The sequence below is a fragment of the Demequina sp. genome, from assembly GCA_024707205.1.
In the GTDB taxonomy this organism is placed as follows: Bacteria; Actinomycetota; Actinomycetes; order Actinomycetales; family Demequinaceae; genus Demequina.
Genome location: JANQAD010000001.1, coordinates 135,602 through 156,094, shown reverse-complemented (window position 1 = coordinate 156,094; position 20,493 = coordinate 135,602). Strand labels below are relative to the sequence as shown.

The following is a 20,493-nucleotide window of genomic DNA, read 5'->3' as shown; positions in this document are numbered from 1 at the left end:
GTAGGCTCATCCCCATGATCAACGTGGCCGTCCTTGGCGCCTCCGGACGCATGGGCACGGCGGTGTCGCGCGCCATCGACGCCGCGCCCGACCTCGGGCTCGTCGAGTCTGTGACGCAAGCGAGCGTGGCCGTCGAGTTCACGGTGCCCGACGCCACCGAGGCGAACGTCCACGCCCTCATCGACGCCGGTGTGCACGCGGTGGTGGGGACCAGCGGCTGGACGGATGAGGCGTTGGCCCGCGTTCGCGACCATCTCGCGGCGGCGCCCAACGTCGGCGTGCTCATCGCCCCCAACTTCGCGCTGAGCGCCGTGCTGTCGATGCGCTTCGCGGCGATGGCAGCTCCCTATTTCGAGTCCGTCGAGATCGTCGAGCTGCACCATCCGGACAAGATCGATGCGCCATCCGGCACTCGCGGTGCACACCGCGAAAGGCGTCGCCGCAGCGAGAGCCGCCAAGAGCGTCGGGCCGTCTCCAGACGCGACCACCCAGGACCCTGACGGCGCGCGCGGCGCGGTCGTGGAGGGCATCCACGTGCACGCGGTGCGCCTGCGCGGGCTCACCGCTCACGAGGAGGTGCTCCTCGGCAACCCCGGCGAGCAGTTGACCATTCGCACCGACTCCTTTGACCGGTCGAGCTTCATTCCGGGCGTGCTCCTCGGCATCCGCGAGGTCGCCTCCCACCCGGGGCTCACCGTCGGGCTCGACGGCTACCTGTCGCTGTGAAGATCTTCCGCAATCCCGCGTTCCTCGCGGCCGTCGCCATGACGGTGCTGCTCTCGATCTACATCGGGCTCGTGGCGCAGCGCGCATTCATGCTGCTGCGCTCCGAGTCGTGGGTGGCGGTGCTCATGGGCGTGGCGCTCCTGGTATTGCCCATGATCGGCGCCTGGTATCTGGCCAAGGAATGGCGGCTCGGCACCACGGTGCAACGGATGTCGGCGCGGCTTGAGCAGGAGGGGCGCCTCCCGGCATTCGCGGGCGATCCTCTGCCGTCCGGTCGCCTGCCCGACGCTGCTGCAGAGGAGGCCGTGGATCTCGCCTCCCGCGAGGTGGAGTTGGCACCGCACGACTGGGCGGCCTGGTTCCAGGTGGCGTGGGCGTACGACGCGGCGGGGGACAGGTCCCAGGCGCGCAAGTGCCTGCGCTATGCGGCGGAACTGTTTCGCAAGGCGCAGCGGCCCTGACCCAGCCCTAGAGCGAGGCGACCCACATGCGCTCGGCGAGGTCGCCGTCGGGCCCCTCGAGGACGCGCCGCACGCCGCCGAGGCCAAGCCCGGCGCCGCTGAGGAAGGTCTCGCGCGCGGTGTCCGACTCGAACGCCCACGCACGGACCTCGCCGGCGTTGGCGATCCGCAGGGTGTCGACGCACGCGGCGAGCAGGCGCGACCCGTGGCCCTGACGACGGTGCTCTGGCGCCACCTCGAGCGCGATGATCTCCGTTGGCGCGAGCGCGGCAAAGCCGACCACACGGGGGCCGTCTGTCGCGACGAATACCCGGTGCTGGCGGCTGGGTGGGCTCGCGATCGCGGTGGCCCACTGGTTCTCGATGTCGCTGACTGGAAGGACATCGGCGGCGGCTCCCATCCAGTCGCGCCACGCGGCAAGCTGGATCGCCGCGATCGCGGCCTCGTCGCCGGGAACTGCAGGGCGGGCGGAGACGTCGGCTTGGACCACGGCGGTCAAGCCTACGGCAGGCCCGCTGCGCGGAGCACGGCCGCGGTGACGGCTGCCGCGAGCACCACGAGCCAGAAGGGCGCCTTGCGCCACAGCAGCACCACGGCGACGATCACGGCCGCGAGGCGCGAATCGAGCACGAGTTGCCCCTTGGTGGTGAAGCCCTGCACCGCGAACAGCGCCGCGAGCATCGCGACCGTGATGTAGCCGGCGATGCGGTGGATGCGGGGATTCTCGAGCCAGGACTCCGGCACCGAGTGGCCCGCGAGCTTGATGCCCCATGCGAGCGCCGCGGCGGCGACGATCGCGATCCAGGTCCAGGAGTACGGCGTCATTCGGGGACCTCCTCGGTGGGAGGCGGCGCGTTCCAGCCCGCGACGACCGCGACCACCGCGGCGGCGAGGATGGGCATCCCCGCTGGCAGGACCGGTGTGAGTGCGAGCGCGACGATCGCCGCGACCCCCGCGACGACTTTCGCCCTGTGCGGAGCCAGCCGCGGCCACAGGAGAGCAAGGAACGCGGCAGCGGCGGCCGCGTCCAGCCCATACTTGCCCGGGTCGCCGAGCGCGCTGCCGAGGCCCGCGCCCACCAGCGTGAACGTGTTCCAGAGAATGAACACACCCACGCCGGTCCACCAGAACCCCTCGCGCCGCGCGGCGAGGTCGTCGTGCGGCTGGGCGAGCGCAACCGCCGTCGACTCGTCGATGGTCACCTGCGCGCCCCACGCCTTGCGCGCGCCCCGCAGCGGGCGCAGCACGGGTGCGAGCGCTACGCCATAGAAGCCGTTGCGGATGCCAAGAAACGTCGAGGTCGCCACCGCGGCGAAGGGATTGCCGCCGGCGCCGAGCACGCCGATGAACGCGAACTGCGAGCCTCCCGTGAACAGCAACAGGCTGAGCGCCACCGTCTGCCACACGTCCAGTCCGGCCGCGATCGACAGCGCACCAAAACTCACGCCGTAGGCGCCCGTGGCGATCGAGACGGAGACGGCCTGCTCGCGCGCAGGCGAGCGCAGCTTGAATCGAGCCATGCTCAGACGGGCCATGCCAAGGGCGAGCCGGTGCCGTCAAAGAGGTTGGGCCGCGGCTCGGCGCTCGCGGGCGAGTCCAGGAAAGCGTCCTGCGTGAGGCGCCAGCTCTCGTGAGGGGCACCGTCCACCTCGCGGGTGCCGGTCAACGGGAATCCAAGACGCTTCGGCACGCCCTTCGAGCGCTCGTTGGCGGGGTCGCAGCAGATCTCTACGAGTGGTGCGAATGAGAACTGTAGGGCAATCCGGGTCAGGGCGCCCGCTGCTTCGGTCATGAGGCCCTGGCGCTGCCACCGTTCCGCGAGCCAGTACCCGATCTCAAGGCGGTCGTCGTGCACGTGATAGCCGGTGCCACCGATGAGCTCGCCGTTAGCTCGCAGGAACATCCCCATGGTGAGGTCTGTCCCGTCCCGGAATCCGGCAATGCACTTCTCCACGTACGCGCGGCGCGCTTCGGTGCCGATCGGCTCGTCCTTCGCCCAGGCCATGAACTCGATCAGGTGGTCGCGGTTGGCGGGGATCACCTCGTCCATGGCAGGCACATCGTCGAGGGCGTAGGGCCGCAGCACCAACCTCTCGGTCTCAATCCGCGCGGGCACGCGCCACTCCTTCTTGGGTGCGTCCGGCTCTGTCATGTCGCCCATCCTGGCACGCGCCCAAGGTGCCGCGGGGCACGCGCGTGGCGCCAGCGTCGGGCCGCTTCACCCCCGCCCGCCTCCGCATCCTCTCGGTACACACAGGTCGCTACCGCGCGGGAAACGACACGTTTGTACCGACAGCGTGCGACGGGGACGGGGGTTCAGCCAGGCACTAGGCTTGCGGGCGTGACCGACGCTGAGATTCAGTTCCGTACCGACGTGACGGTGGAGTTGGTGAGGGGTCACGCGGCCGACGCGGACGTTTTGTTCGCGGCGCGCGTGTCCACTAAGGGGGAGCAGTCGCTCGAGGACGTCGACGCGGACGCGTCCAAGTCAGCGGGCCTCATCAACTACCTGATGCGCGACCGACACGGCAGCCCCTTCGAGCACAACTCGATGACCTTCTACGTGCAGGCGCCCATCTTCGTCTTCCGCGAGTTCATGCGTCACCGCATCGCGAGCTATAACGAGGAGTCGGGTCGCTACCGCGAGCTGCGCCCCGTCTTCTACTACCCGGGACCGGACCGCAACCTCATCCAGCAGGGAAAGCCCGGCGCCTACGAGTTCGTGCCCGGCACCCCGGAGCAGACGGAACTGGTGGAGCGAGAGATCAAGGCGAGCTGCACCGCCGCCTACGAGAGCTACCAGCGCATGCTTGAGGCCGGGATCGCCCGCGAGGTCGCACGCGCGGTGCTGCCGGTGACCACGTACTCGTCCATGTACGTGACCATGAACGCACGCTCCCTCATGAACTTCCTCAGCCTTCGCACCAAGCGCGAGGGCACCCACTTCCCCTCGTTCCCGCAGCGGGAGATCGAGATGGTCGCCGAGAAGATGGAAGACTTCTGGGCTGAGCTCATGCCTCTCACGTACGAGGCCTTCAACAAGAACGGACGCGTTGCCCCATGACCGAGTTTCAAGCCCCCCGCAAGGGAATGCGCGTCACCGCGTGGATCGTCATCATCGCGCTCGTGGTCGGCGTCGGCGGCGGGTGGCTGCTCAGCGTCCTCACGGGCGGCGGCAGCTCCACCCCCAGTTCGGTCTACGTGACCACCGCAAACGGCGGCTCCATCATCACGGATGGCAACAAGACCCTGCTCACGCTCACGGCGGTCGGCAACTCGATCGTCAAGGTGAACACCTCCACAAAGGAGGCGACGCCGAGCGACGCGGCCACGTTCTTCACCAACTGGAACGACACCTACGGCGACGGTGAACGGGATGCGGTCGTCACGGCCACGGGGCCCGACGGGGACGTCCAGTTGGTCTTGAGGCTCTCCAATGCGGAGTTCAGTCAGATCGGGTACGTGGTTGAGTTCGACGCGAAGGTGGTCTCCGGGCCCGACACGATCCGCGACCTCAGCGACGTGACGCTGATCCTCGACGCGGACTGACCCAGGCTGAATGCCCGCGATAGGTTAGGCGCATGACCCAGACCAACCGCCCGTTCGGCGCGCTCCTGACCGCCATGGTCACGCCGATGCATGCGGACGGCGAGATTGACTTCGCGGCCACGCAGGCGCTCGCGAGGTTCCTCGTGGCCCAGGGAAATGACGGCCTGGTTCTCAGCGGCACCACCGGCGAGGCGCCGACCACCCACGCCCCGGAGAAGGTGGAACTCATCGAGGCGGTCCGCGAGGCCGTCGGGCCTGGAATCTCGATTGTCGCGGGGGCGGGTTCCAACGACACGGCTCACGCGGTGCGCATGGCGGAGCAGGCCGCGGACGCGGGGGCCGACGGCGTGCTCGCGCTGGTTCCGTACTACTCCAAGCCTCAGCAGGCGGGGATCGTGGCGCACCTGCAGGCGATCGCCGCGGCGAGCGACCTGCCCGTGATGCTCTACGACATCCCTGGGCGCACGGGCATCGCCCTCACCGACGCGTCGTATGACGCGCTCGCGGACGTGAGCAACATCGTCGCCAACAAGGACGCGACCGGCCAGGTGGAGGCCGCGAAGGACCGCATCGAGCGGACGGGCCTTGCCTGGTATTCGGGCGACGACCCGCTCACGCTCGAGTTCCTGCGGGCCGGCGCCGTTGGCGTGGTCTCCGTGATCAGCCATGTCGCGAGCCCGTGGATTCGCGCGATGATTGCCGCCCACGATGCTCACGACGCCGGCCTCGCCGACGCTTGGCACGAGCGCCTGCTGCCCGTCGTGGACGCCCTCATGGGCCGCGGCCCCGGCGGCGTCATGTCCAAGGCCGCGCTGCAGGCCGCCGGCGTCATCCCCAGCCGCGCCACCAGACTTCCGTACGTGCCCGCCACCGACGAGGAGTACGTCGCCATCGCGACGTTCCTTCGCGATGCGGGCCTTCCCACTCAGGAGTAAGCCATGCACTTCCACCCGGAGCTGCCCCCACCGGAGCCGCTCGCTCCGGGCACCCTTCGCCTTGTCCCGCTCGGCGGGCTCGGCGAGGTTGGCCGCAATATGCACGTCCTCGAATACGAGGGTCGCCTGCTCATCATCGACTGCGGAGTACTCTTCCCCGAGGACCACCAGCCGGGCGTGGACCTCATCCTCCCCGACTTCAGCTACATCGAGGACCGCCTCGCGGACGTCGAGGCGATCGTCCTCACCCACGGCCACGAGGATCACATCGGCGCCGTGCCCTTCCTGCTGCGCCTGCGCCCGGACATCCCGCTGCTCGGCTCGCAGCTCACGCTTGCCTTCGTCGAGGCCAAACTCCGCGAGTACCGCATCAACCCCATCACGCTCGCGGTCAAGGAGGGGCAGCGCGAGAAGCTGGGCGCGTTCGATCTCGAGTTCATCGCGGTCAACCACTCCATTCCCGACGCTCTGGCCGTGTTCGTGCGCACGCCGGCTGGCACTGTGCTCAACACGGGCGACTTCAAGATGGACCAGCTGCCGCTCGACGGCCGCATCACCGACCTGCGGGCTTTCGCGCGGCTTGGCGAGGAGGGAGTGGACCTGTTTCAGGTGGACTCCACCAACGCTGAGGTCCCCGGCTTCACCGTGTCCGAGGTGGAGATCGGCCCCGTCATCGACCGCCTGTTCGCGCAGACCAAGGGGCGCATCGTGGTCGCGTCGTTCTCGAGCCATGTGCACCGCGTCCAGCAGGTGATCGACGCGGCGGAGGCTCACGGCCGCCGCGTGGCCTTCGTGGGCCGCTCGATGGTGCGCAACATGGGCATCGCGGCTGACCTCGGGTTTCTGCGAGTACCAGAGGGCATCCTCGTGGACGCGCGCCAGGCCGACGACCTTCCCCACGACAAGATCGTCTTCATGTCGACGGGCTCCCAAGGCGAGCCGATGGCCGCGCTTAGCCGCATTGCCAGCCTGGACCACAAGGTCAGGGTGAGCGAGGGGGATCTGGTGATCTTGGCGTCGTCCCTCATCCCAGGCAACGAGAACGCGGTGTTCCGCGTCATCAACGGCCTCATGCGGCTCGGCGCGAACGTGGTGCACCAGGGGAGTGCGCGCGTGCACGTCTCCGGCCACGCGAGCGCGGGAGAGCTGCTCTACTGCTACAACATCCTTCGCCCCAAGAACGTGATGCCGATCCACGGGGAGGTGCGCCACCTGCTCGCGAACGGCCGCCTCGCGGTGCGCACCGGGGTGGACCCGGAGCGTGTGGTGTTCGCGGAGAACGGCGTTGTGGTCGACCTGCGCGACGGCGTCGCGCGCGTGGCCGGCGCGGTGGACGTGCACAACGTCTACGTGGACGGCTCCTCGGTGGGCGAGATCACGGACTCCGAGCTCAAGGACCGCCGCATCCTGTCCGAGGAGGGCTTCGTCTCCGTGTTCGCGGTCATCGACTCGAGCAACGGGCGTGTTGTCTCCGGACCGGAGGTGCACGCTCGAGGCATCGCGGAGGACGACAGCGTCTTTGATGCGATCCTGCCGGAGATCAAGAACGCCCTCGAGGAGGCTGCCCGCGCGGGTAACGCGGACACGCACCAGCTTCAACAAGTGGCGCGCCGCGTGCTTGGCCGATACGTGGGCAACAGGCTGCGGAGGCGGCCCATGATCATCCCGGTGGTCGTCGAGGCGTAGGGCCCGACGCTGGGGCTGGCTCCTGTTGCCGACCTCCTAGGGCGGGCTTAGCGGGGCCATCGGGAGGTTCGCCATTGCGCTACCAGCCGGGGACGCGACATGCAACGGATGGGCGTACGAGCACAGCGCGGTCGGCTACACGATTTCTTCCGCTGGAGCTGGCTCTACCTGTGCGGAGGCGCAAGCCCGTACGTACACGTACATCAGTCCCACAACTACCCATACGACCGTGGGATTGTGGTGTTCGTCAAGCAGCGTGTACAAGGAGAGGGTGGGCACCGACAGTGGCGGAGCTTCGCGAGCTCGGACGCCAACTCACGGATGGAAGGAGATCCCCGTGACAGACCTTACCGACTACCGGACTTATTAGGCGCTTAGCAGCATGGTTCGTCACCCAACGACGGTGATTGCCGTCGCGGCTGTCGCCCTTGTTCTGGCGGCATGCACCGCAAGCAGAGCCGTGGTGCCTTCGGCGTCGCCCGTGGCCAGTTCTGCGGCCGTCTCGCCGGGGTTGACGGCGTAGTTTGACGTTGAACTCGCGGGCGACTTGTCTGACTTTTCCCGCGGGATCCTCGAGGACAAGAAGATTACTGGCGACGAGTACGAGGATGCTGACAGCCGCTACATGGATTGCGTCAACGCTAACTTCCCGGGCCGCGTGCCGCCGCCGTATGGCGCCGAACCACAGCCAGACGGCACAATCGCACACGGATTTGATGGCACAAAGGAGGACCTGGCGCTATTCGATCGGATCGAACCGGCATGTCTCCGCGAGTACCTGGGAGATGGTGCGATCGAGTCCGTCTACTGGCAGAGCATCAAGAACCCGCAAGGGCTGCCGCTCGAGCAGCTGATCATCAATTGCCTGGTCAAGAAAGGCCTCGTAGACCCCGACACGTACGGCGTTGACCAGCTCAACGCGGATATTGGCGTGAGTTTCAATGACCCCTCAGCAGACCTCTCCAAGGCAACCGGGCTCGACTTCAATCGTGAAGACGCGGAGCACTGCTGCACCTTCCAGCAATGACGAGCTCGCCGCAGTTTGGGCCGCCCTCATGGATCTACATCATCGCATCATCTATCTTGATGTTGTGATGCAGCCGAACTAGCATGGACCCATGCGCACGACAGTCACGCTGACTCCAGAGGCCGATGCCCGTATCCGCGCGCTCATGCGCGACCGCGGGCTAAGTTTCAAGGATGCGGTGAATCAGGCGATCGTCGCTGGCGCGAACTCTGACGGGGCCAGCTATCGCTTTGTGCAGCGCACCGCGAATCTTGGAGCGCGAGTATCGGTTGTCAAGGCGCTGCAACTCGCTGCCGAGCTCGAGGACGAGGAGCTCAACCGCAGGCGCGAGGCGCGCCAGTGAACCTGGTCGATGCCAACGTGCTGCTGTACGCCGTCGATGAGGATTCGCGCGATCACGACGTCTCGCGCGCATGGCTTGAAGCGGCGCTGTCCGGAGGGTCGCCCGTTCTCTTGCCGTGGGTGTCGTTGCTCGCCTTCATGCGCATCGCGAGCAATCCACGCATTTATGATCGGCCGCTCGACTGGAGCGAGGCGGTCGGCTACGTCGAGAGTTGGCTGGCGAGCCCGCATGCTTGGGTCCCCGAGCCCGACGGTCGTCATCTGGAGCGCATGTCGGTCTTGCTCAAGGCCATGGGCAGGGGAGGCAACGTCATCAACGACGCACACCTCGCCGCTCTCGCACTTCAGCACAACGCCACGGTCGTCACCTTCGACACGGACTTCGCGCGATTCAAGGGCATCCGCACTTTCACGCCAGGGGAATGAACACCCGCATCGTCGACGGCCCGCGGTTGGCCCACTGGTAGTAGGGGATGAGTTCTGCCTCACCCAGCGATGTGGGCTCGGCGTCGTGCGTGGCCCCATAGGGCCAGCCGACGGCCCAGTCGCCGACGGCGACGAGCGTCACCTTCGCGCCGTGTGCGGTGGGTTCGGAACCCGCATCCGCGTCGATAGCGACCTCGGCAGCATCGAGTTCGCCCGGCACGTCCGCAGATTCGAGCGCGAGTACGAGCGGACCCCGTTCCACGGCGATCTGACCCCGCACGGCGTCGATCCGAGGATCGGGACGAGCGATGCGGGGGTCCATCGGCAGCGACAGCGTGACGACATCGCCAGCAGCAAACTCACCCCGCACCTCAAGCCAGCCATCCGATGGGGAGGCGGCAACGCCGTCGGGCACCTGCCAGTTGGCCCCATCGGCCCACGAGGGGACGCGCAGGCGCATCACCAGCACGCCGCCAGTCTCGACGGTGACGCGCACGCTTCCGTCGAACGGGTACCCAGAGTCGACGGAAAGCGTCACCGAACGACCGCCGACGTCAGTGGACACCCGATACGTGGCGTACTGGTGAAGCTGGATCCCTTCGTCGTCCGCGGTGGCAAAGTACATCGCGACGCTCGCGAGCGTGCGAGCGACATTGGGAGGGCAGCACGACACCTCGAACCATGGCGCGCGCAGCGTCGAGTCGGCCCGGAGGCTCACCTCGTCATGCGGCGCCTCGCCGTTGGCGACGCGCTGCTGAAGGGGATTCGCGTAGAAGAAGGCGTGGCCGTCCGCACGCGGGGAGGCGAGGATGTTGTTGAGCAGCGTGCGCTCGATGACGTCTCCGTAGCGTGCCTCGCCCGACTGCAGCAGCAGTCTCCAGTTGAGCATCACCGAGGCGATTCCCGCGCAGGTCTCCGAGTAGGCCCGGTCCGGCGGCAGCTCCCAGTCGGCGCCGATCGCCTCTCCGGTGTGGCGCGAACCGAGGCCGCCCGTGATGTACGTGCGGCGGGCGAGCGTCGCGTCCCACTGACGCGCGATCGCATCCGCGAGCTCGACATCGCCGCTATCTACAGCAACGTCGAAGGCGCCCGCTGCGAGATAGAGCGCGCGAACCGCATGACCACGAAGGACGTCCGCATCGCGCACGGGCACGTCATCCTGAAAGTAGTCCTGGCCGAGCGAGATCGGCTTGAGCAGCCCGTGCCCGCGGCGCTCCACAAACAGTCGCGCGAGTTCCAAGTAGCGCCGCTCACCGGTGGCGCGAGAGAACTCCGCGAGCGCCACCTCCACTTCAGGGTGCCCGCAGATCGCCGCCCGGCCGCTGGGGCCGAACTCGCCGTACAGGTGATCCGCAACGCCTCTAGCAACCGTCACAAGCAGGTCGTCGTGGCCGGTACGCAGCCGCGCGACGGCGGCCTGCAACAGGTGGCCGGCGCAGTACAGTTCGTGGCCCCACTCGAGGTCGCTGAAGCGCTCGCGCTGACCAGGATGCCCAAACGCCGTATTGAGGTAGCCGTCCGCATCCTGCGCGGCCGCAACGCGCGCAACCAGCGCCTCAAAACGAGAGGCGAGGGCAGCGTCGGGCTGGCGGGCCAACTCCCACGCCATGCCCTCAAGAAGCTTGTAGATCTCCGAGTCCGTGAACTCGATCCCAGAGTGGTCTGAACCGCCGGCCGCGATGGCGTCGAAGTTCCCGATCCACCCAGTCCGCTCCATCCAGGTGAAGCAGTGGTCGATGATCGCGGTGGCATTGAGCGCCTGGTAATCCGCCCACAGGCCCCCGGTGATCGTCACCTCATCCGGCCCCAGCGGTCGCAGCACGGACCGCGTGGGCACCACCGGCCCGCCGGTGCTGGTGATACTGCCCGACGCTGCGGTTGGCTCGGTCACGATGCTCGCTTTCATGAGTGGTTCAGTCCTTGACTGCGCCTGCGGTCACGCCAGCAGCCACGTAGCGCTGAGCGATGACGAGCAGGAACGCGGCAGGGATGGAGGCGACGACGGCGGTGGCCATGATCGCGTTCCAGTCCTGTGTGTTGTTGCCTAGGTACCGGTAGATGCCGATGGTGATGGTCTGGAGCGCGCCGCCGCGGTTGAGGGTGGAGGAGAACAGGAAGTCCGACCACGACCACAGGAACGCGAAGAGCGAGACGGTGACGATGGAATTGCGGCTCACGGGAAGCACGATCGACCGGAACGTGCGCCAGTGGCCCGCGCCGTCGATGCGTGCGGCTTGGATCAGCTCGTTGGGGATACCCATCATGAAGGCGGTGAAGATCAGCACGGCGAACGGCACGGCGAGTGTCGTGTCCGCGATGATGAGGCCCCACACCGTGTTGAGCAGACCCCACGAGTTGAAGATCAGGTAGAACCCCATCGCCATGATGATCCCGGGGATCATCTGGGCAACCAGCAGGCCAAAGTTGAGGGCGGTTCCGCCCCATGGCCGCAGCTTCGCCATCGAGTAGCCAGCGGGGGCGGCCACGATGAGCGTGACGATCACGGTGCCGATTCCCACGAGGAAGCTCGTGCCCAGGTAGGGGAGTTGCTCGTGAATGACCTTGTCGTAGCCGTCGAAGTTGGGGCTCGAGGGGAACAGCGGCGGCGGGTCCGCGCGCAGCTCGTTCTTCTGTGTGAGCGAGACGTTGATCATCCAATACAGCGGGAACAGCATGATGGCGGTCAACACCACCGCGATCGCCGTGGTGAACCAGGAGCGGCGCGTCTTCACGAGTTCACCGCCTTACGCTGGGCGCGGATATAGAAGATGCCGAAGATGAACGCGATGACGATGAGCACGTTGCCCACGGCAGCCGCGGGTCCCAGTTGGGGGGCGCCGCCGCCGAAGCCAAGGCGGTAGGACCAGATCGCGAGAGTGAGCGACGCGTTTCCCGGCCCGCCCTGGGTCATCACCCAGATGATGTCGAAGACCTTGAGCGTGTAGACGAGGCCGAGGAGCAGCGTGATCGCGCTCACGGGGCGTAGCAGGGGGAAGGTCACGCGCCAGAACGTCTGCCAGCGGCTGGCGCCGTCAATCGCGGCCGCCTCGTAGACCTCGGTGGGGATGGCCTGCAGCCCGGCGTAGAGCAGCACCAGGTTGAAAGGGATGCCGATCCAGATGTTGGCGATCGTCACGCCGATCAGGGACCAGTCGGGCGAGGTCAGCCAGTAGATGGGATCAACGCCGATGACCCTGAGGAAGTAGTTGAGCACCCCGGAGTCCGAGTTCATCATCCACGCCCACACCGAGGCGGAGACAAGCAGCGGCAGCAGCCATGGCACCAGGAACAGCGCGCGCAGGGTGGTGCTCAGGGGGAACCGTCTGTAGAAGAACACCGCAAGAGCGAGGCCGATCGAGTACTGGAAGGCGAGAGACAGGCCCACGAAGACGACCGTGTTCCACAGTGCCGTCAGGAACGCGGGATCCGTGAGGACCTTCGCGTAGTTGTCGAAGCCAATCCATTCGGCCTTGCCGGTGATGAACGAGCCGAGCGTGTAGTCGCGGAAGCTGAGGTCGAGATTGCGGAGCAGAGGCCACAGGTAGAAGGCGACCAAGTAGATCAGGATGGGGAGCAGGAACATCCATGCGGCGAACTGTGCGCCCACAACGGACTTGGTCTTGCTCGTGGACTTGGGAGTGCGGGAGGCGGCGGCTTGCGCCGCCGCCTCCCCGTTGTGATCGCTTGTGACCGGAGCACCCTCAAGCGGGACGTGGTGTTCGGTCATCGGCGACCTCCTCAGATTGGTAGGCATTGGAGAAGTTGTGTATCTGCCTACGACTTATCCGAGATTCTTCTCTGCTGCCGCCTGCGCCGCCGTCAGGGCGTCGGTGGGCGAGGCACCGCCGGACAGCGCCAACTGGATGGCGGTGTACAGCTGCTCAGAGATGACCGGGTACTTGATTCCCAGGTTGTCTGCCGTGCGCGGCTTGGCGTCGCCCACTGCCTTGACCCAGAAGTCGTTGGCGCCAGCGGTGTTGGCCGCAGCCTGGGCCGCCGCACCCTCCGCAGTGGGGGCAACGTAGCCGAGCGCGGTGGCGCCGGCGTCTCCGTCGGCGAGGCACTCGACGATCTTGGCGGACGTCGCGTACCGCGAGGTGTCCTTCTGGATCGGCAGCGTCATGAACTCGCCGCCGGTGGGGGCGGGGGCAGTGCCGCCTTCGATCCCGGGGATCTGGATGACGCCGAAGCCGTTCTCGTCGGCGGCGCCCTGGAACCAGGAGCCGTTCTCGGCGAAGCCGAAGTCGCCGGTCAGCATCTCGTCCCAGCTGGTGCCCTGCGTGTTCTGCAGCACGGACTGGGGGGCGAGGCCATCCTTGACCCAACCGGTCCACAGCGTGAGCGCGGCCACCGACTGGGAGGAGTCGAGTTGCGTGAGGTCCGCGTCAGCGCCCCAGAACCACGGAAGGAACTGGAAGGTTCCCTCTTCGGTGCCGACGGCGGAGAACGTAATGCCCTTGTGACCGGCGGCGACAACCTTCTTGATCGCGTCCGTCAGTGAGGCGTAGTCGGTGACCGACGCGATGTCGACTCCGGCGTCCTCGAGGACCTTGGGGTTGTAGTAGAGGCCGAGCGTGTTGGCACCAACGGGGACGCCGTACGTCTTTCCGTCCATGACGCCGGCGCTGAGGATGTTCTGGGAGATGTTGGAGACATCGAGGCCGTTCTCGTCCGTGGTCGTCAGCAGGCCGGCGTCGGCGAGCGTGGAGACCTTGGGGTTGTCGACCATGGCGATGTCGGGCAGCGTGCCGGCGGCGGCCGTCGTGAGGTCCTTGACGGTGTCGCCGGTGTTGCCGGAGTTGCGGGTGATCGTGATGCCGAGCTGGTCGGCGCAGGCGTTGATGGCCTGGGCCCACGTGCTGGAGGCGTCACGGTCGGGGTACGGGTCCCACAGGGTGTAGTCGCCGCCTGCTGGGGCTCCCGTGGAGCCGGTGGCACCGGTGGTGGGGCTGTCGGTTGGGTTGCTGGAGCACCCGGCGAGCACTCCAACGAGCACCAAACCGAGGGCGGCTGAACCGAATCCGGTCAGCCTGCGGGCCTTGCTTGTCACTATGTTCCTCCTTGAACGACGTGCGGTCTCGGCGGCGCCGGGGCTGGATGACACCACCGCAGGCTCCCATTCTTGGCTCGCTGGAAGCGGCTGCGGTGTCACCGTAAGCGGTTTCGGTAGTTTCGTCAAATGTTGTATAGTCGGCCCATCAGAACACCGTTCTGAGCACGAATCGACCGAGGAAATGGACCGAAACCGAATGTCGCAAGGTCACAATTCTGCAACATTGGCGGATGTCGCCAGGCTTGCCGGCGTGTCGATCGCAACGGCGTCCAAGGCGCTCAACGGCCGCGATCAGGTGCGCGCGGCCACGCGCGAGCGCGTGTTCGAGGCGGCACAGCAACTCAACTTCACGCCCAATCCGTTCGCCCGCGCCCTCAACGACAAGCGGACCGGCACCATCGGCATGCTCACCTCGGACCTGGACAACCGCTTTGTGCTGCCGGTTCTGCTCGGTGCCGAGGACGCGTTCGGCGCCGGAGCAACCTCCGTACTGCTCTGTGACGCTCGTGGGGATGCGATCCGCGAGCAGCACCACATCAGGACGCTGCTTGCACGCAGGGTGGACGGCATCGTGATCCTTGGTCGCACCACCAACCCGCGGCCGTCGATCACCCAGGGCATCCCCGTTCCGGTCGTCTACGCATATGCGCCAAGCGACGATCCGGCGGACACCTCTTTCACGCCCGACAACTACATGGCGGGCCGCCTCGCCGTAGAGCACCTGCTCGATCGCGGCCGCACCAACATCGCCCTCATCAACGGCGAGCCCTCCTACACGGCGGCGACGGACCGCGCGGAGGGAGCAAAGGACGCGATGAAGGACAGGGGCCTCAAGCTCGCCGGGGGCAGTGGCCTGTACGGGCAGTGGAGCGAGAGTTGGGGTCGCCAGGGCACGCGCACGCTGCTCGACTCCGGCAGGAAGATCGACGGCATCGTCGCCGGCTCCGACCAGATTGCCAGAGGCGTGCTCGATGAGCTTCGAGAGTCCGGTCTCAAGGTTCCCGACGACGTGGCCGTGATCGGCGTCGACAATTGGGACATCCTCGCGCAGGCGTCGCGACCTCCGCTCACGAGCGTCGATATGCAGCTTCAGGACCTTGGCCGCGCGGCGGCTCGGGCGCTGTCGACCGCCATTGGTGGGGCGTCGAACCCAGGAGTCAACCGCCTTCCCGTTCGTGTGGTTCCGCGCGAGTCCACGGCGGGCGTCTAGTGCGAGCCTTTGGCGCGGGGAGCCTCCGCAACATCGCGGGCGCGCGGGGGTAGCGTGCAACGCATGGCTCAAACCAGTCAGTCGCGCCCGTCTGCGCGACCCCCGCAGCGCTCCACGGCACAGCGCAAGGCTCCCGCGCGCAAGCAGCCGGCGAAGAAGCAAGCGCCGGCGGTGGTGCGCGGCGCCAAGGCGGTAGGCCACGGAACCTCTGCGGCCGTCGGCGGCGCCGTGCGCTCGGTCGGCACGGGGGCCAAGGCCGTGAGCCCCGACGTTCGCCGCGATGGCGCCGCCGTTCTCCTGCTGATCGGCGCTGTCCTCGTCGCCGCGACCGAATGGTTCGGCGTCGGCTCGTGGGCGGGCACCGTCATACACGGCGTCGCGGCAGGCCTGTTCGGAGTGCTCGCCAAGCTCCTGCCCATCGCGCTGCTGTTCCTGTCCCTGCGCCTCTTCCGCGAGCCGCAGGAGGGCCACACCAACCACCGCATCATGGTGGGTCTGCTCTTCCTCGCCCTCACCGTCGACGGCATCATCCACATCGCCCGCGATCAGCCGTCGCCCACCGAGGGCTGGGACGCGGTGATGGCGGCGGGCGGCCTGCTCGGCTTCCTCGTTGGCACCCCGCTCGCCTCCGTCCTGACAGGCGGCTTAGCGGTATTCGTGCTGGTAATGCTGTCATTGCTGGCCATTCTGGTGACGCTCGGCATCCCGTTCCGCGAGTTGGTCGCGCGCGCCAAGGGCCTCTTCAGCAGGCCCGACGCTGACGGCGAGTTGGGCGACGACGGTGACCTTGACCTCCCCGAGCACGGCACGCTACGCCGTCGGGGCAAGCGCGCCAAGGCGGACACCCTTGACTCCTACGAGGCCGACGAGGCCTTCGCGAAGGCGCTCCAGCGCAGCGAGTTCGACGAACTGATTTCGCCCTCCGAAAGCGACGCCACGCCCGAGTACGGCGTGCCGCAGCACGCAACCCCAGCGTCGGGCATCCCAACCAGCCCGTACCTGGCCGCGGGCGGCTACGAGCCCGCGGGAGAGGACGTCGACACCGAGCCGACCGCGATCATCCCCGCGCCCCAGGCGCCGCCGACGTCGATCGTGCCGCAGGGCGTGCAGGGGCAACTCGAGAACTCGAGCCCCTACGTGCTCCCGGACCCGGAGATGCTCGTCAAGGGCACGCCGCACAAGGCGCGCTCGGCCGCCAACGACCGTGTGGTGGCCGCCCTCACCTCCGTGCTTGAGCAGTTCGGCGTGGACGCCGAGGTTACGGGCTTCACTCGCGGGCCAACGGTCACACGCTACGAGGTGGAGCTCGGCGCTGGCGTCAAGGTCGAGAAGATCACCCAGCTGTCGCGCAACATCGCGTATGCGGTGGCGAGCGCGGACGTGCGCATCCTGTCTCCGATTCCTGGAAAGAGCGCGATCGGCATCGAGATCCCGAACGTGGACCGCGAGACCGTGGCGCTCGGCGACGTGCTGCGCTCCACCACGGCCATCAAGAACGACCACCCCATGGCGATCGGCATCGGCAAGGACGTCGAGGGCGGCTATGTCATGGCGAACCTCGCCAAGATGCCGCACCTGCTGGTCGCGGGAGCAACGGGCGCGGGCAAGTCAAGCTTCGTGAACTCGATGATCACGTCCATCCTCATGCGTGCAACGCCCAGCGAGGTGCGCATGGTGCTCGTGGACCCCAAGCGCGTCGAACTGAGCATCTACGAGGGGATTCCCCACCTCATCACGCCCATCATCACCGACCCCAAGAAGGCCGCGCAGGCCCTCGACTGGGTGGTGAAGGAGATGGACATGAGGTACGACGACCTCGCGCTGTACGGCTTCAAGCACGTGGACGATTTCAACAAGGCCGTGCGCGCGGGCAAGGTCAAGCCGCTGCCTGGCTCCGAGCGGCAGATCCACACCTACCCGTACCTGCTGGTCATCGTGGACGAGCTCGCGGACCTCATGATGGTGGCGCCTCGCGATGTGGATGACTCGATCCAGCGCATCACCCAGCTCGCCAGGGCCGCGGGAATCCACCTGGTGCTCGCCACCCAGCGCCCCTCCGTCGACATCGTCACCGGCACTATCAAGGCCAACGTGCCGTCCCGCTTGGCGTTCGCCACGTCATCCCTGGCAGACAGCCGTGTTGTGCTCGACATGCCGGGAGCCGAGAAGCTCATCGGCCAGGGCGACGCGTTGTTCCTGCCCATGGGGGAGTCCAAGCCGATGCGCGTCCAGGGCGCGTGGGTGAGCGAGTCCGAGATCCACGCGGCCGTGAACCACGTCAAGCGCCAGGCGGACCCCGAGTACCGCAACGACGTCATCCAGGCCGGCTCGAGCGCGATCGTCAGCGAGGACATCGGCGACGACCTCGACGACCTGCTGCAGGCCGCCGAACTCGTGATCACCACCCAACTCGGCTCCACTTCCATGCTTCAGCGCAAACTGAAGATGGGCTTTGCCAAGGCGGGGAGACTGATGGATCTGCTCGAAAGCCGCGACATCGTCGGGCCATCCCAGGGCTCGAAGGCTCGTGACGTATTGGTCACTCCAGACGAATTGGCGTCGACTTTGGCTATTCTTCGCGGCCACTCGGCCGATACCTTTAGTGAGCCCACCTTTCCCGACGAAGCTGAGGACGATGCATGGGGGATTTCGTAGATCTCTTCTCGCAGTCGACCTTTGTCGTCATCGCCACGGCACTCTTCGTCATCCTGGCCGCCTGCGCGTTCTTCTACTTCTGGCGATCCAGCAAGGCGCGCAAGGCCTACTCGGAGACCGCGGAGCGTGAACGCGAGCTGAGGCGACAGTTCGAGGCCGTCGTCTCCTCCACGCGAGACGGCATCATCGTCATCACGGACAAGCAAGAGGTCGCGATGATCTCCGACGTCGCCGCCCGCATGGTCGGCGTGACGCGCGAAGAGGCGATCGGCAAGCTCCTGTACCGACTCCCGATTCGGATCGTCGACGCGAACGTGCAGCCCGTGGCGCTCACGGAGGCCTTCGCCACCACCGAGGAGGCGCCGCGCACCATCGGCGTGCCCGGGCGGCGCGGCGTTGACGACATTCGCTGGCTTCACGTTCGCTCGGCTGTGGTGACGGATGGGCCCGACGGTGTGCCCATCACGGTCATTACCCTCGCCGACCCCACGGGGCTAAGGGAGGCGGCTGAGGCCATCTCACGCTCCGACGCCCAGTTCCGCAAGGCGATGGAGAACGCGCCGACGGGCATGGCCTTGGTTGATCTTGAGTGGCGCCTCATGGAGGTCAACAGGGCCTTCGCGGAGATGATGGGCTCCACCGTGGCCGCGCTGCGCGGGACGCCGTTCTCCGCGCTGTCTCACCCGCAGGACCTCGCGGCGGAGCGCGACCAGTTGCAGCGCCTGTATGCGGGCCACCAGAACCGGTTCTCCGTGGAGAAGCGCTACGTGCGTGCGGACGGAAACGTGGTGTGGGCGGTGCTGGATGTTGGGCTCGTGCGCTACCCGGGTGGTGCGCCCGACCACTACATCGTGCAGGTGCGCGACTCCACGGACGACCGCATGCACTCCGAACTGCTCGCGCACCGCGCGATGCACGATCCCCTCACGGGCCTCGCGAACCGCACGCTGCTGCAAGACGTGCTGCAGCAGGTGCTTGAACAGCCCGACGCGGAGAGTCGCGTAGGCGTCATCGCGGTGGACCTGGACGGGTTCAAGGGGCTCAACGACCGGTTTGGGCACGCCACTGGAGACAGTGCGTTGGTCTATGTAGCAGGGGTTTTGCGCTCGGCGACCGCCGGTCGCGGCACGGTGGCGCGCATCGGCGGCGACGAGTTCGTGATCGTGGTCCAGGACCCGGATTGCTCCAAGGCACTGTTCGATATCGCCGGCTCCATCCACGCGGGTCTCAAGCGACCGCTGCAGGTCAAGCGCCACCAGATCCACCTTGGCGCCTCGCTTGGAATTGCGATGGCCGACGAGGAGACCATCGCGGGCGGCGCCCCCGGTCTGCTGAGTGCGGCCGACGCCGCGATGTACCGCGCGAAGGCGACCGGAAAGTCCCGCACCGAGGTCTTCGACCCCACCATGCGCACCTCTCGCGACTCGCAGACGGCGCTCGCCGCGGATCTCGCGCGCGCCATCGAGCACGGAGACCTGGTCCTGCACTACCAGCCGATCCTTGAGCTCTCCTCCCGCTCTGTGGTCGGCTACGAGGCCCTCGTCCGGTGGCAGCATCCAACGCGCGGGCTGCTGCTGCCCGGCGCCTTCCTGCCGCTCATCGACGACCGCAACCTCGCGACGGTGCTCGGCACCGCGCTCGTGGAGCAGGCAGCGAACTTCCTGACCCTCAATCCCACGGACTCCACATGGGTGTCGATCAACGTCTCCGCCGATCAACTCGGCGACTCGGAGTTCGCCGACCGCGTGCTCGGCGCGATCGGCGGCCATCACCTGAGCCCGCAGCGGATTGTGGTGGAGCTCACCGAGGCGTCGCTGGTGGCGCCCAACACGCGCATCCGCCACGAGCTCACCGAGCTCCGCAACGCCGGCGTGCCGATCCTGCTCGACGACTTCGGCACGGGCGTCTCGCCGCTGTCCTATCTGCGTGACCTGCCCGTCTCGGGTGTGAAGCTCGACATGTCGTTCGTGGCCGGCATCCCCGAGGACCCGGCTGGTGCGCGCGTGTCGCGCGCGCTCGGCGCGCTCGCGCGCGAGCTTGGCCTCGCGACGATCGCCGAGGGCATCGAGACCGAGGCGCAGGCCCAGTTCCTCAGCGCGTGCGGCTGGCGCTACGGCCAGGGCTGGCTGTTCGGTGTGGCGCAGCCCGCTGCCGCGGTCCTCGACGCGAAGACGCACTACGTGGCAAGCCTCATCGACCCGCGCCCGCAGGAGCACGACGACCCGCTAGACCTCTCCGGCGCCACGTTCAGCGCGTAGCCCGCGGCACCCAACCTAGGGTTTAGGCACCTCAGTCCTGCCTTCCGGCCAAGCAGGCGCCCGTTTAGGCAACTCAGTCCTGTTTTTCCGCGAGCTCGCACCCAAGGACCGCAGGGACTCGCATCGCTATGGCCGAAGACGCGATCAGGACTCAGCTGCCCAAAC

General features: G+C 67.3%; 19 protein-coding genes and 1 pseudogene. 12 read left to right on the top strand and 8 right to left on the bottom strand.

All coding sequences use genetic code 11. From position 1 onward, the window contains the following. Positions 1 to 14: 14 nt before the first annotated feature. Both dapB and NVV57_00780 read left to right on the top strand, forming a co-directional pair. Positions 15 to 726 (top strand): annotated as a pseudogene (dapB, locus tag NVV57_00785) (4-hydroxy-tetrahydrodipicolinate reductase). Beyond that, positions 723 to 1,187, top strand: a complete 465-nt coding sequence (locus NVV57_00780; protein MCR6711295.1) for a hypothetical protein — start codon at positions 723 to 725, stop codon at positions 1,185 to 1,187. Before dapB ends, NVV57_00780 begins: the two are co-directional and overlap by 4 nt. A 7-nt stretch (positions 1,188 to 1,194) precedes the next feature. Here the strand turns inward: NVV57_00780 and NVV57_00775 are convergent, their stop codons facing one another. Genes NVV57_00775 through NVV57_00760 form a run of 4 tightly spaced genes read right to left on the bottom strand, consistent with a single transcriptional unit; the run spans position 1,195 to position 3,339 of the window. After that, positions 1,195 to 1,677, bottom strand: a complete 483-nt coding sequence (locus NVV57_00775; protein MCR6711294.1) for a GNAT family N-acetyltransferase — start codon at positions 1,675 to 1,677, stop codon at positions 1,195 to 1,197. An 11-nt stretch (positions 1,678 to 1,688) separates the two neighbouring features. Next, positions 1,689 to 2,012, bottom strand: coding sequence for an AzlD domain-containing protein (locus NVV57_00770; protein ID MCR6711293.1), 324 nt, complete (start codon positions 2,010 to 2,012; stop codon positions 1,689 to 1,691). Then, positions 2,009 to 2,722, bottom strand: a complete 714-nt coding sequence (locus NVV57_00765; GenBank protein ID MCR6711292.1) for an AzlC family ABC transporter permease — start codon at positions 2,720 to 2,722, stop codon at positions 2,009 to 2,011. Before NVV57_00765 ends, NVV57_00770 begins: the two co-directional genes overlap by 4 nt. Further along, complete coding sequence (locus NVV57_00760; GenBank protein MCR6711291.1) at positions 2,710 to 3,339, bottom strand: GNAT family N-acetyltransferase; 630 nt, start codon at positions 3,337 to 3,339, stop codon at positions 2,710 to 2,712. Before NVV57_00760 ends, NVV57_00765 begins: the two co-directional genes overlap by 13 nt. A gap of 189 nt (positions 3,340 to 3,528) precedes the next feature. Between NVV57_00760 and thyX the strand changes: the two genes are divergently transcribed. The 7 genes from thyX (at position 3,529) to NVV57_00725 (ending at position 9,152) form a co-directional block, all read left to right on the top strand. Then, positions 3,529 to 4,251 (top strand): FAD-dependent thymidylate synthase, encoded by a 723-nt coding sequence (gene thyX / locus NVV57_00755; GenBank protein MCR6711290.1) that lies wholly within the window; start codon positions 3,529 to 3,531, stop codon positions 4,249 to 4,251. Then, positions 4,248 to 4,736, top strand: coding sequence for a hypothetical protein (locus tag NVV57_00750; protein MCR6711289.1), 489 nt, complete (start codon positions 4,248 to 4,250; stop codon positions 4,734 to 4,736). Before thyX ends, NVV57_00750 begins: the two co-directional genes overlap by 4 nt. Positions 4,737 to 4,768: 32 nt before the next feature. After that, a complete protein-coding gene (gene dapA, locus NVV57_00745) occupies positions 4,769 to 5,671 on the top strand; it encodes a 4-hydroxy-tetrahydrodipicolinate synthase (protein MCR6711288.1) in 903 nt (300 codons plus the stop codon). 3 nt (positions 5,672 to 5,674) lie between these two features. Continuing rightward, a complete protein-coding gene (locus NVV57_00740) occupies positions 5,675 to 7,357 on the top strand; it encodes a ribonuclease J (protein ID MCR6711287.1) in 1,683 nt (560 codons plus the stop codon). Positions 7,358 to 7,904: 547 nt separating this feature from the next. After that, the gene (locus NVV57_00735; protein MCR6711286.1) at positions 7,905 to 8,384 is read left to right on the top strand and encodes a hypothetical protein; all 480 of its coding nucleotides are present in this window, start codon (positions 7,905 to 7,907) and stop codon (positions 8,382 to 8,384) included. A gap of 91 nt (positions 8,385 to 8,475) precedes the next feature. After that, the gene (locus tag NVV57_00730; GenBank protein MCR6711285.1) at positions 8,476 to 8,727 is read left to right on the top strand and encodes an antitoxin; all 252 of its coding nucleotides are present in this window, start codon (positions 8,476 to 8,478) and stop codon (positions 8,725 to 8,727) included. Then, positions 8,724 to 9,152, top strand: a complete 429-nt coding sequence (locus NVV57_00725) for a PIN domain-containing protein (GenBank protein MCR6711284.1) — start codon at positions 8,724 to 8,726, stop codon at positions 9,150 to 9,152. Before NVV57_00730 ends, NVV57_00725 begins: the two co-directional genes overlap by 4 nt. Here NVV57_00725 and NVV57_00720 read toward each other — a convergent pair. The 4 genes from NVV57_00720 to NVV57_00705 are packed head-to-tail and all read right to left on the bottom strand — an operon-like array spanning position 9,136 to position 14,202. Continuing rightward, entirely contained in the window at positions 9,136 to 11,058 is a 1,923-nt protein-coding gene (locus NVV57_00720) for a glycoside hydrolase family 127 protein (GenBank protein ID MCR6711283.1), read from the bottom strand. The genes NVV57_00725 and NVV57_00720 overlap by 17 nt on opposite strands. A gap of 7 nt (positions 11,059 to 11,065) precedes the next feature. After that, complete coding sequence (locus tag NVV57_00715; protein ID MCR6711282.1) at positions 11,066 to 11,884, bottom strand: carbohydrate ABC transporter permease; 819 nt, start codon at positions 11,882 to 11,884, stop codon at positions 11,066 to 11,068. Next, positions 11,881 to 12,879 carry a sugar ABC transporter permease gene (locus NVV57_00710; GenBank protein MCR6711281.1) on the bottom strand — a complete coding sequence of 333 codons (999 nt, stop codon included), beginning with the start codon at positions 12,877 to 12,879 and terminating at the stop codon, positions 11,881 to 11,883. The genes NVV57_00715 and NVV57_00710 overlap by 4 nt, the downstream gene beginning before the upstream one ends. Positions 12,880 to 12,933: 54 nt before the next feature. After that, a complete protein-coding gene (locus NVV57_00705; protein MCR6711280.1) occupies positions 12,934 to 14,202 on the bottom strand; it encodes an extracellular solute-binding protein in 1,269 nt (422 codons plus the stop codon). A gap of 199 nt (positions 14,203 to 14,401) precedes the next feature. Between NVV57_00705 and NVV57_00700 the strand changes: the two genes are divergently transcribed. The 3 genes from NVV57_00700 (at position 14,402) to NVV57_00690 (ending at position 20,328) form a co-directional block, all read left to right on the top strand. Then, positions 14,402 to 15,415 carry a LacI family transcriptional regulator gene (locus NVV57_00700; GenBank protein MCR6711279.1) on the top strand — a complete coding sequence of 338 codons (1,014 nt, stop codon included), beginning with the start codon at positions 14,402 to 14,404 and terminating at the stop codon, positions 15,413 to 15,415. A gap of 63 nt (positions 15,416 to 15,478) precedes the next feature. Further along, a complete protein-coding gene (locus NVV57_00695; protein ID MCR6711278.1) occupies positions 15,479 to 18,070 on the top strand; it encodes a DNA translocase FtsK in 2,592 nt (863 codons plus the stop codon). Continuing rightward, positions 18,055 to 20,328 (top strand): EAL domain-containing protein, encoded by a 2,274-nt coding sequence (locus NVV57_00690; protein MCR6711277.1) that lies wholly within the window; start codon positions 18,055 to 18,057, stop codon positions 20,326 to 20,328. Before NVV57_00695 ends, NVV57_00690 begins: the two co-directional genes overlap by 16 nt. Positions 20,329 to 20,493: the final 165 nt, after the last annotated feature.

Bases quoted from the DNA above. Each gene is read 5' to 3' on its own strand.
- NVV57_00770 (MCR6711293.1), bottom strand. From the start codon at position 2,012: ATGACGCCGTACTCCTGGACCTGGATCGCGATCGTCGCCGCCGCGGCG.
- NVV57_00765 (MCR6711292.1), bottom strand. From the start codon at position 2,722: ATGGCCCGTCTGAGCATGGCTCGATTCAAGCTGCGCTCGCCTGCGCGC.
- NVV57_00760 (MCR6711291.1), bottom strand. From the start codon at position 3,339: ATGACAGAGCCGGACGCACCCAAGAAGGAGTGGCGCGTGCCCGCGCGG.
- NVV57_00750 (MCR6711289.1), top strand. From the start codon at position 4,248: ATGACCGAGTTTCAAGCCCCCCGCAAGGGAATGCGCGTCACCGCGTGG.
- dapA (MCR6711288.1), top strand. From the start codon at position 4,769: ATGACCCAGACCAACCGCCCGTTCGGCGCGCTCCTGACCGCCATGGTC.
- NVV57_00740 (MCR6711287.1), top strand. From the start codon at position 5,675: ATGCACTTCCACCCGGAGCTGCCCCCACCGGAGCCGCTCGCTCCGGGC.
- NVV57_00730 (MCR6711285.1), top strand. From the start codon at position 8,476: ATGCGCACGACAGTCACGCTGACTCCAGAGGCCGATGCCCGTATCCGC.
- NVV57_00720 (MCR6711283.1), bottom strand. From the start codon at position 11,058: ATGAAAGCGAGCATCGTGACCGAGCCAACCGCAGCGTCGGGCAGTATC.
- NVV57_00710 (MCR6711281.1), bottom strand. From the start codon at position 12,879: ATGACCGAACACCACGTCCCGCTTGAGGGTGCTCCGGTCACAAGCGAT.
- NVV57_00700 (MCR6711279.1), top strand. From the start codon at position 14,402: ATGTCGCAAGGTCACAATTCTGCAACATTGGCGGATGTCGCCAGGCTT.
- NVV57_00695 (MCR6711278.1), top strand. From the start codon at position 15,479: ATGGCTCAAACCAGTCAGTCGCGCCCGTCTGCGCGACCCCCGCAGCGC.
- NVV57_00690 (MCR6711277.1), top strand. From the start codon at position 18,055: ATGGGGGATTTCGTAGATCTCTTCTCGCAGTCGACCTTTGTCGTCATC.